Annotated in this window: 9 protein-coding genes; 8 read left to right on the plus strand and 1 reads right to left on the minus strand. The window is 68.0% G+C overall.

Annotated elements, in window-relative coordinates:
- Positions 1 to 60 precede the first annotated feature (60 nt).
- The 7 genes from ugpB to ACXJ1Y_RS10265 all read left to right on the plus strand — a co-directional run bounded on the left by ugpB (position 61) and on the right by ACXJ1Y_RS10265 (position 6645).
- Positions 61 to 1401, plus strand: a complete 1341-nt coding sequence (gene ugpB / locus ACXJ1Y_RS10235) for a sn-glycerol-3-phosphate ABC transporter substrate-binding protein UgpB (RefSeq protein ID WP_463849902.1) — start codon at positions 61 to 63, stop codon at positions 1399 to 1401.
- Positions 1402 to 1428: 27 nt separating this feature from the next.
- Positions 1429 to 2310, plus strand: a complete 882-nt coding sequence (locus tag ACXJ1Y_RS10240) for an ABC transporter permease subunit (RefSeq protein WP_463849903.1) — start codon at positions 1429 to 1431, stop codon at positions 2308 to 2310.
- Positions 2310 to 3143 (plus strand): sn-glycerol-3-phosphate ABC transporter permease UgpE, encoded by an 834-nt coding sequence (gene ugpE / locus ACXJ1Y_RS10245; protein ID WP_463849904.1) that lies wholly within the window; start codon positions 2310 to 2312, stop codon positions 3141 to 3143. Before ACXJ1Y_RS10240 ends, ugpE begins: the two co-directional genes overlap by 1 nt.
- On the plus strand, positions 3143 to 4219 hold the full coding sequence (locus ACXJ1Y_RS10250) for an ABC transporter ATP-binding protein (RefSeq protein WP_463849905.1): 1077 nt from the start codon (positions 3143 to 3145) through the stop codon (positions 4217 to 4219). The genes ugpE and ACXJ1Y_RS10250 overlap by 1 nt, the downstream gene beginning before the upstream one ends.
- 145 nt (positions 4220 to 4364) lie before the next feature.
- Positions 4365 to 5513, plus strand: a complete 1149-nt coding sequence (locus tag ACXJ1Y_RS10255; RefSeq protein ID WP_463849906.1) for an acyl-CoA dehydrogenase family protein — start codon at positions 4365 to 4367, stop codon at positions 5511 to 5513.
- Positions 5510 to 6109 (plus strand): class I SAM-dependent DNA methyltransferase, encoded by a 600-nt coding sequence (locus ACXJ1Y_RS10260; RefSeq protein ID WP_463849907.1) that lies wholly within the window; start codon positions 5510 to 5512, stop codon positions 6107 to 6109. The genes ACXJ1Y_RS10255 and ACXJ1Y_RS10260 overlap by 4 nt, the downstream gene beginning before the upstream one ends.
- Positions 6106 to 6645, plus strand: a complete 540-nt coding sequence (locus tag ACXJ1Y_RS10265) for a cytochrome b (protein ID WP_463849908.1) — start codon at positions 6106 to 6108, stop codon at positions 6643 to 6645. Before ACXJ1Y_RS10260 ends, ACXJ1Y_RS10265 begins: the two co-directional genes overlap by 4 nt.
- Before the next feature lie 213 nt (positions 6646 to 6858).
- Here the strand turns inward: ACXJ1Y_RS10265 and ACXJ1Y_RS10270 are convergent, their stop codons facing one another.
- Complete coding sequence (locus ACXJ1Y_RS10270; protein WP_463849909.1) at positions 6859 to 8229, minus strand: carbohydrate porin; 1371 nt, start codon at positions 8227 to 8229, stop codon at positions 6859 to 6861.
- A 696-nt stretch (positions 8230 to 8925) separates the two neighbouring features.
- On the opposite strand from ACXJ1Y_RS10270, the gene ACXJ1Y_RS10275 reads away from it, so the two are divergent.
- Complete coding sequence (locus ACXJ1Y_RS10275) at positions 8926 to 10485, plus strand: ABC transporter substrate-binding protein (protein ID WP_463849910.1); 1560 nt, start codon at positions 8926 to 8928, stop codon at positions 10483 to 10485.
- The last annotated feature ends 55 nt before the right edge of the window (positions 10486 to 10540 follow it).

Below are 10540 nucleotides of genomic sequence, written 5' to 3' on the forward strand. Positions count from 1 at the left end.
GTCATCGCGCCCGTGCATGGTGCCTCCCGGCGCGGGCGCGCCCAAGATGGGAGGAATTGAATGGATCGTCGCGTCCTGCTGACGGGCGTCGGCTCCGTGGCCGCGTGGACCGCGTTGCGGCCCCGCCCTGCCGCCGCGGGCGACAAGACGACCATCGTGCTGTGGCACGCCATGTCGGGCGCCAACGGCGAGGAGGTCGAGCGGTTGGCGCGCGACTTCAACGCCAGCCAGTCGGACGTCACGCTGGAAGCGGTGTTCAAGGGCACCTACCCGGAGACCCTGACGGCGGCCATCGCCGCCTACCGCGCGGGCAAGGCGCCGCACATCGTCCAGATCTTCGAGGTCGGCACGGGGACGATGCTGCAGGCGGGACCGGCCATCAAGCCGGTCTGGAAGCTCGCGGAGGAGACCGGGCTCGCCCTCGATCCGAAGGCCTACATCCCCGGCGTGCGCGGCTATTACAGCCTGCCGGACGGCAAGCTCGCCTCGATGCCGTTCAACTCCTCGACGGCGGTGATGTGGTACAACCGCGACGCCTTCGAGAAGGCCGGGCTCGACCCGGACAAGCCGCCGGCCACCTACGATGACTTCGCCAAGGCCGCCCGCACGCTCGCGTCGAAGGCGGCGACGCCCATCGCCAGCACCTCCGCCTGGATGACGTGGATCCAGTTCGAGGAATACGCCGCGATCCAGAACCTGCCCTACGCCACCGAGGGCAACGGCTATGATGGGCTTGGCGCGCAACTCCTCATCAACGCGAAGCCCTTCGTCGATCAGCTTCAGCGCTTCATGGACCTGTCGAAGGACGGCGCCTTCAAATATGCCGGCCGCGACACGGCGCCGGATGCCGTCTTCTATTCGGGGCAGGCCGCCATCGGGTTCGGCTCGTCCTCCGGCCGCGCCGACATCGTGAAGAACGCCAAGTTCCGCTACGCCGAGGCCTTCCTGCCGACCGAGCCGGCGCTGAACCCGAAGCCGAACAACTCGATCATCGGCGGCGCGAGCCTCTGGGCCATGAATGCGCCCAAGCGCAGCGAGGCCGAGTACAAGGCGGTCGCCGCCTTCTACGGCTTCATCTCCAAGCCCGAGCAGGTCGCCCTCTACGCGCAGCACACCGGCTACGTGCCCGTGACCAGCGCCGGCTACGAGGCGACGAAGCAGGCCGGCTATTTCGAGAAGAACCCCGGCACCGACGTGCCCGCGCAGCAGCTCGGGCGGGGTGAGCTCACCCCCAATTCGCGGGGGCTGCGGCTCGGCCGCCTGCCGGAGATCCGGGTGATCCTCTACGAGGAGATCGAGAAGGCGCTCCAGGGCCAGCAGGGCGCGCAGGCCGCCATGGACAGCGCCGTCTCGCGGGGCAACCGCGTGCTGCGCGAGTTCCAGAAATCCGCCCGGGGCTGACGCGGCGGATCGGGACGCTCTCCACCCATGGAACGACGCACGCTGTTTCCCGGCAAGCTCCTGCCGGCGCTGCTGATCCTGCCTCAGCTCGTGCTGACGCTGGTCTTCTTCCTGTGGCCGGCGGTCCAGGCCATCAAATCGAGCCTGGAGCGTGAGGATGCCTTCGGCACCAGCACGGAATTCGTCGGGCTCGAAAACTTCGCCGACCTGTTCGGCGATCCCCTCTACGTCGCGGCCATCGGGCGGACGGCGTTCTTCTGCGTCTGCGTCACCCTCCTCTCGATGGGGGTAGCGCTGGTGCTCGCCGTCCTGGCCGACACCGAGATCCGGGGCCGGGCCTTCTACCGCACGATGCTGATCTGGCCCTACGCCGTGGCGCCGGCCATGGCGGCTGTGCTGTGGGTGCTGATGTTCCATCCGCAGATCGGCCTCGTCGGGGCGTGGCTGAACCGGATCGGCATCGACTGGGACTACAAGCTCGACGGCACGCAGGCGATGGCGCTGGTGATCCTGGCCGCCGCGTGGAAGCAGATCAGCTACAACTTCATCTTCTTCCTGGCCGGGCTGCAGGCCATCCCGAAGACGATCATCGAGGCGGCGCGGATCGACGGCGCCCGAGGTTTCCGCCGCTTCCGCACCATCGTGCTGCCGCTGCTGATGCCGACCGTGTACTTCCTGCTCGTGGTCGATCTGGTCTACGCGGCCTTCGACACCTTCGCGACGGTCTACGCGGTGAATGCCGGCGGGCCGGGGCAATCGACCCAGACGCTGGTGCTCAAGGTCTATCTCGACGGCATCGTCAACGCGAATGTCGGCTCGTCCTCCGCGCAATCGGTGGTGCTGATGGTCGGCGTCATCGTCCTCTGCGCCCTGCAATTCCGCTTCCTCGGGCGGAAGACCGTGACCTGATGCGCCGCTCCGCCCTTCACCTCATCCCCCACGCCGTCCTGATCCTGGCGATCCTGCTCTTCGCCCTGCCGATCTGGATCGCCATCGCCGGCTCGACGCAGGACTCCGCCGCCATCGCACGGGGGGAGGTCTCCCTCGTGCCGAACCTCGACGGGCTCGGCGTCTACCGCGACGTGTTGCTCGACGGCTCGGCGGGGGCCGGGCCCGTGTGGCGGGCGCTGCTCGTCTCGGCCGGGATGGCGCTCGCCATCGCCTTCGGCAAGATCGCCCTGTCCCTGCCCTCCGCCTACGCGGTGACGTTCTTCCGCTTCCCCTTCCGGATGACGGCCTTCTGGCTGATCTTCCTCACCCTGATGCTGCCGGTGGAGGTGAGGCTGATCCCGACCTTCCAGGTCATGTCGTCCCTCGACCTCATCAACAGCTTCACCGGCCTGACGATTCCGCTCATCGCCTCCGCGACGGCGACGCTGCTGTTCCGACAGACCTTCCTCGCCATCCCCGACGAACTGGTCGAGGCGGCGCGGATGGACGGGGCCGGGCCGCTCCGCTTCCTGCGGGACATCGTGATCCCGGTCTCGGGCGCGAACATCGCGGCGCTGTTCGTGATCCTGTTCGTCTACGGCTGGAACCAGTACCTGTGGCCGCTCCTCGTCGCGACGGATCCGAAGCTCGACACGGTGGTGATCGGCATCGTCAAGATGATCGGCGTCGACACGGCGACCGAGTGGAACAAGGTCATGGCGACGGCGGTGCTGGCGCTGATCCCGCCCGTGGCGGTGGTGCTCCTGATGCAGCGCTGGTTCGTGAAGGGCCTCACCGAGGGGGACAAGTGATGGCGGGCCTGAGGCTCGACGGCCTGCGCAAGAGTTTCGGCGCCAACGAGATCCTGAAGGGGGTCGATCTCACCCTCGCCGATGGCGAGATGTTGGTGATCGTCGGCGCCTCCGGCTGCGGGAAGTCCACCCTGCTGCGCCTCGTGGCGGGGCTCGAAACGCCGACCGGCGGCCGCATTCTGATCGACGGGCGCGACGTCACGCAAGCCGACCCGTCCGCCCGCGACATCGCGATGGTGTTCCAGAACTACGCGCTCTACCCGCACATGAGCGTGTACGAGAACATGGCCTACGGGCTGAAGATCCGCGGGCTGCGCAAGGCCGAGATCCGCGCCAAGGTCGATGCCGCCTCGTCGCTCCTCGGCCTCGACGCGCTCCTCGACCGCAAGCCGCGCCAACTCTCCGGCGGCCAGCGCCAGCGCGTCGCCATGGGCCGCGCCATCGTCCGCGACCCGAAGCTGTTCCTGTTCGACGAGCCGCTGTCGAACCTCGATGCGAAGCTGCGCGTGCAGATGCGCGGCGAGATCCGCCGCCTCCAGCGCCGGTTGAAGGTGACGAGCCTCTACGTGACCCACGATCAGGTCGAGGCGATGACGCTGGGCGACCGCCTGCTGGTGATGCACCAGGGCGTGCCGGTGCAGCTGGCGACGCCGACCGAAATCTTCGAGCGCCCGGCCGACACCTACGTCGCCGGCTTCATCGGCTCGCCCGCGATGAATCTCCTGCCCGGCCTCATGCGCCGCAACGGCACCGCCATCGCGGTCGATGATACCGAGTTCGCTCTCGGGCCGCAGCGCTATGCGCTCCCGGACGGCCACCCGGTGTTCCTCGGCATCCGGCCGGAGCATGTCGCCCTCGCCGCGGATGGCATGGCGTGGCCGGTCGAAGTCGTGGAACTGCTCGGATCGGAAATGCTGGTCCATGCCACCCGGCCCGGCGGGGCGACGCTGACCCTCCGCATCCCGAACGCGCCCACGGGCGGGCCGGCGATGGGCGAGTCGATTCGCGTGGCCTTTCCGGCCGATCGGATCCACGTCTTCGACCGGAACTCGGGCCGGCGGATCGAGCCCGCGTAGGGCGCCGCGTCCTCCCCATCTTTCGGTTCGGACCATGCGCTGCGTTGGCGCATAACATTTCCGTGAAAGAATTGGCCTCGGTATGGTTGTCGTCACGAGGGCGCATGTCGCGGACGTCGCCGCTGCGGACCGGGGTAAGTGACGGATGGACCAGAGAACACCGCTCAACCTCGCCTACGATGCGGTCGCGGCCGCGCGTCTCGTCGCCTCGACCGCGCCGTTCCGGGCCGCCGCGCAGGATCGCGACGACGGCTTCCCCAGCGATGACGTCGCCGACCTCGCCCGCCTCGGCCTGCTAGCCGCCCCCATCCCCGCCGAAGCCGGCGGCGCCGGCCTCGGCGACGAGCCGGGGGCGTGCGCCCTCGCGGAGGTGTTGCGCCTCGTCGGGTATGGCAGCCTCGCCCTCGGGCGGCTCTACGAGGGCCACGTCAACGCCCTGCACCTCGTCGCCACGCACGGCGATGCCGCCCAGCGCGCCCGGCTCTTCGCCGATGCCCGCGCGGGCCATCTCTTCGGCGTTTGGAACACCGAGCCGCCGGATAACGGCCTCGTCCTGAGGGAGGCCGAGGGCTGCCCGCAACTCGGCGGCGTGAAGACCTTCGCCTCCGGCGCGGGATACGTGACCCGCGCCCTCGTCACCGCACGGCGGGACGGCGTGCCGGGCACGCTCATGCTGGTGATGCCGCTCGAACACGGCACCCGTGCCGACCTCTCCGCGTGGCAATCGCAGGGAATGCGCGCCTCGGCCACCGGCACCCTCGACTTCACGGGCTTGCCGGTGCGCGACGAAGACATCCTCGGCGAGCCCGATTCCTATTCCCGACAGCCGGCCTTCTCCGGTGGGGCATGGCGCTTCGCGGCCGTCCAACTCGGTGGCATCGAGGCGGTGTTCGATGCGTGGCGGGCCCACCTCGCCCGCACTGGCCGTGGCGGCGACCCGCACCAGCTCGCGCGGCTCGGCGAGGGGGCTCTCGCCCTCGAAGGCGCCCGCAACTGGGTGAAGCGCGGCGCCGAGACCGTCTCCGATGCCATCCTGCCGCCCGAGCGGATCGTCGCCACGATCAACCTCGTCCGTCTCGCTGTCGAGCGCGCGGGGCTCGACGTGCTGCAACTGGCGCAGCGCTCGGTCGGCTTGCAGGGCTTCCTGCGCGGCCACCCCCTGGAACGCCTCTCGCGCGATCTCGCGACCTACCTGCGCCAGCCCGCTCCCGATGGCGCCCTGATCGGCGCGGCCGTGGAGATCCTGAAGGCCGACGGCTTCGTCGGCGACTTGTGGGACGGGGACGTCACATGAGCCGCTTCACGTCCTCGCTGCCGCCGAGCTACTTCGACGGGCAGTATGCCGGCACCGCCGACCCCTGGCAGCTGGCCACCAGCGACTACGAGCGCGAGAAATACGCGGCCACCCTCGCCGCCCTGCCCGCTCCGCGCTTTGCCTCGGCCGTCGAGGTCGGCTGCTCGATCGGTGTGCTGACGCGGGCTCTGGCGGACCGCTGCGATGCCGTCGTCGGGCTCGATGTGGTCGAGAAGGCGCTGGAGCAGGCGCGGGACCGCAACAGGGATCTGGCCCATGTGCGATTCGCGCGTGCCCAGGTGCCCGGCGAATGGCCGGAGGGGACGTTCGACCTGATGGTCCTGTCCGAGGTGGTCTATTTCCTCGATCCCGTCGACGTGGAGCGTCTGGTCGAACGGGTGAAGGGCAGTTTGCGGCCGGGCGGCACGGTCGTCCTGGTGCATTGGACGGGGGTGACGCATTATCCCCTGAGCGGCGACGACGCCGCAGAGCTGTTCATGGCGACCGCTCAACTGTTCCTCCGCGCCATTCACCATGGCGCGACGGACGCTTACCGCCTCGACGTGCTCATGAACGAACCGGGGGACCGCGGATGACGACGGCCGGCTGGCTCGACACCCCGCAGCGCTATGGCCGCGTCAGCCGCGCCTTCCACTGGCTCATGGCGGCGCTCTTCGCGTGGCAATTCGCCGGGGCTTTGCTCTACGTCACCCTCGGCGACAAGGCCGTCACGCGCTTCGTCGGCGGAAGCCATTTCACCCTCGGCTTCACGCTCTTCGTGCTGGTCCTGTTTCGCGGGATCTGGGGGCTCGCGAACATTAGGCGCCGACCGATCCACGACGGCCGCCTCGGGCGGGCCGCGACATTCGGGCATGGGCTGATCTACGCGCTGATGGTCGTCATCCCGAGCTTGGCGCTGCTGCGCCAATACGGCTCCGGCAAGCCGTTCACCCCCTACGGTCTTCCGCTGATGCCGGGGCGGGACGACAAGATCGCGTGGATGATGATCCCCGCCGACCTGCTGCATTACTGGCTGGGCTTCACGCTGATGATCGTCGTCCTCGGCCACGCGGCGATGGCGATGGTGCACAGGCTGCGCTGGAAGGACGATGTGCTGGCGCGGATGACGTGACCGCGCCAGCACGGCCGTACACGGCCGTGATGCCTGTTCAGGGGGCGCCGGCATCGGCGATGCCGCTGATGTTGCTCATGACCTTGGCCGTGCCCCCGAAGCTTGGCCAACTCCTTTTAAAATTTTAGCCGCCCGTACCGACGCCTCGCCCGTTCGAGTCCGTACCCTCGTGCCTGCTGGGCAAGGTGCTCGAACGGGGATGACGGGTCGGCCTCAACCCGGCGCGAGGCCGAGGAGGGTGCCGAGGGGCACGGAGAGGGTGAAGCCGCCGTAGAAGCCGTCCTTCGGCCGCCGGGCCGTGTACGGATTGAAGTAGGAGTTGCCGTTGACGAGGTACTGGACGACCGGCTCCAGCACGACACCGCCCGGCAGGGCGAAGTGGGCGTTCACCTCAAACACGAACTTGTCCCGTGAGAACGCCGCGCCGGACCCGCCGGAGATGAAGTTCGCATCGGCCAGGAAGCGGGCGTAATCGTCGTTCAGACGCTGCCAGTTGATCTTGATCCCGTAGGTGTCGAGGGGGCGGCCCTGGTCCGGCGCCTGCAGCAGCAGGCCGGCGAAGCTGTTGAAGCGGATCGGGATCGTCGGGTCGAAGGCGTAGCCGGTCCCGGTGTAGAACGAGATCGCCGTTGGATGCAGGTTGACCTCGCGGCCGTCATCGGCCCGCCACAGGGTCTGCGTGCCCGTCAGCACGACCCCGGAGGTACCGGCCTTCTGCAGGACGGGCGCGCCGGGGTTGAGCCCCTTCGCGGTGCCGAAGACGGTCTTATAGTTGTCGTCGTGGTCGGCGGAGTTGAAGAAGCCGGTCAGCGAGGCCCGGCCGGGATAGGCCTCCTGCGTGTAGTCGGTGACGCGGCCGATCTCGACCATGGCCACCGCCCCCGTGAGGCGCTCGTAGCCCCAATCGTAGCCGGAGAGCACGTTGGTGCCGGGGTTCACGCTGAACGCGCCGGCCTGAATGTAGGTCGTGGGCGACGTCTTGTAGGCGACGTTGGCGCCCCAGACGCCGTACAGGGGCGATGTCCAGCCGGCGTTGAAGTACAGCAGATCCTGGAAGCACGAGTTGATCGAGTTGCACGGCGGCAGGGCGTAGTAGCGGCCCGGATGGGTGCGCCCGACCTCGATGACGAGGCGGTCGTCGAGCAGCTTCTGCTGATAGGTGAACAGCGAGAGGCGGTTGTTGTTCGGGTTGTAGGGCGGCTGGTAGCCCACGGTGGTGTCGCCGATGTCGCCGGCCATGTTGAGGTTGCGCACGAGGCCGAAGAACGTCTCGGTGAAATTGATGCTGCCGCCCGCGATGCCGGCGAGCTTCTGCATGTCGGCGGTCATGGAGAGGACGAAGTAGGCAGAGTTCGATTGCTGCCCGGTGCGCAGGCCCGCGGAGGGGTTGGCCTGGTAGAAGTCGTACATGTTGATGTCGAAGGTGAAGCCGGCCGCCGCCATCTCCGTGGCCCAGGGGGCCAGCGGCCCGACCCGCACCGGCGACGTCGCCTTGGCGGCGAGATCCGGGTTGGTGCGCGCCTGCGTCTGATCGTTCAGCGTCTCGACCGGCGTCGCTGTCTGCGACAGGGCCGGCGCGGCCATCAGGCCGGACCCGAGGGCGAGGAGGCCTGGAAGCGCTCCGCGCGTCAGGCCCGATGCGACACGTGACAAGTTAACGATCATCGCTGTCTCCATCTCAGGTCTGAGCCCAGCCGGCATCGAGACGCCGCCCGGTCGCGCGATGGCGATCGGCGACGAGGCCGTCGAAACCCTTCGATATGGCTGTGGTCACTGGCTGGCCCGGCGTTCTGCGCGCCGTCTGGATGCCGGGGCGATCCCCCTCCGCCCGTGATGCGAAGCGGGGTAGCCCGTGGGCCATTGCGGTCAAAACGGGCCCGACATCGACCTAGGGCAAGGTGTCACAGCCATTCCGCCGTCGTCAATGGCCGTTCCATGTCATTTGTGGCTTTCACCGAACATCGGCATTCATGCAACAGTGGTTCATCGGTATCGCCACGCCGGGCGTTGGTCGTGTGAGCCTATCGCTCGCTCCAGGATTTGGGGCGACTACGCAGGCAACACGGCTCTACTCGCTGGGCGCGGGCTCTTTCTGCACAGTTCTTGGACTTTTGGCCGTCGAACGCGTCTTATCTGCCGAAAGGGCGGGCACTACGTTCACGACATGGCGCATCGTTCAGGCGCCGGCCCCTTCCGGTCTCCCCTCATCCGCCGGCTGGCACACGGCTTGCGATGTGGTTTTCGACCGATATGTGGACTTGCCGAGCCGGAGGGTGGGGGATGGATCGCAGGCACTTCTTGCAGGGGCTCGGCGCATTCGCCGCCTGGGCTCAGATCAATCCGGACGTGCTCGTGTCGCCGGCCTTTGCCCAGGCCGGCAAGCCGATGGTCTTCCTGTCGGCGGAGAACATCACGGGCAATTGGGATCCCACCGCCCATACGACGCTCTCGCAGAAGAACATCGAAGGCTTCGTGATGGGGTTCCTCACCCGCACGCCGATGCGCCTCGATGATCCGGGACAGGTGGTCTACGAGCTGGCGACCGAGATCACCCTCCTCGATCCGCACCGCCTGAAGATCATCCTCCGCGACGGCGTGACCTTCCACGACGGGAAGCCGTTCAAGGCGGAGGATGTGAAGGCGACCTTCGAATACGGCGCCCGGTCGGACCGGCCGGCGCAATGGTACCCCGGCCCCACCGAGACGCTGACCGTCACCACCCCGGACGACCGGACGGTCATCGTCGACACTAGCAAGGGCGGCTACCCGGCGCACCTGTTCATCTTCCTGGCTTCGTTCCTGCCGATCATGTCGGCCAAGGACATCGCGGAGGGGCCCGGCGGCGCCCTCACCCGGCGGCTCAACGGCACGGGCCCGTTCCGCTTCGCGGAGCAGCGCGGCAACACCACGGTGCTCAAGGCCAACGAAACTTACTTCAAGGGCAAGCCCGCCATCCCAGGCATCGACTTCACCTTCACGGCGGATTCGACCACGCGGATGCTCTCGCTCATGAACGGGCAGGCCTCCATCGTGGAACGCCTGGAGCCGGAGCAGGTGGAGACGGTCAAGGGCAACCCGAAGATCGCCATCAGCCGGATCGTCTCGGTCGAGAACAAGTACCTATGGTTCCGCTGCTCGAAGCCGCCGTTCAACGACGTGCGGATGCGTCTGGCGGCCTGCCACGCCATCGACCGCAGCGTGATCCTGGATCTTCTCGGCTCGGCAGGACATGCCTCGGCCAACTTCGTCTCGCCGGTGAAATTCGGCTACACCGACCTGCCGAACTACCCCGCCTACGACCCGGCCAAGACGCAGGATCTGCTGGCGCAGGCCGGTTTCCCCAAGGGCAAGGGCCTGCCGCCCCTCGAATACATCACCTCGGTCGGGTTCTACCCGAAGACCAAGGAATACGGTGAGATCATCACCGCGATGCTGAACGAGCAGGGGTTCCCGGTCAGCCTCACCGTCCTCGAACCGGCCGCCTGGAACGAGCGCCTCTACCATCGCCCCGGCGGAGGCCCGGGCCACATGATCGATTGCGGCTGGTCGACCGGCTCGCCCGAGCCCGACCTCGTGCTGCGCACGCATTTTCACTCGTCCTCGCACCGCATCACCGGGCTGGAGGATGCGGAGGTCGATGCGAGCCTCGACGGCGAGCGCAACGCCCCGACCCTGGAGGAGCGCAAGACCATCCTGCAGACGCAGACCATGCCGCTCCTGGCGGCCAAGGCCCCCGCGCTCTCCCTGTTCACCTCGGCGATGATCCACGCCATGCAGGCCGAGCTGAAGGGCCTGTACATCTACCCCGACGGATCCATCGACGCCTCGCGCGGAGCCTGACCGGCCCCGCGATTCCCGGCGCGTTCGCGAGAACGCATCCGCCAGCGCCACCCCG

Source organism: Methylobacterium sp. TK26 (assembly GCF_055361565.1).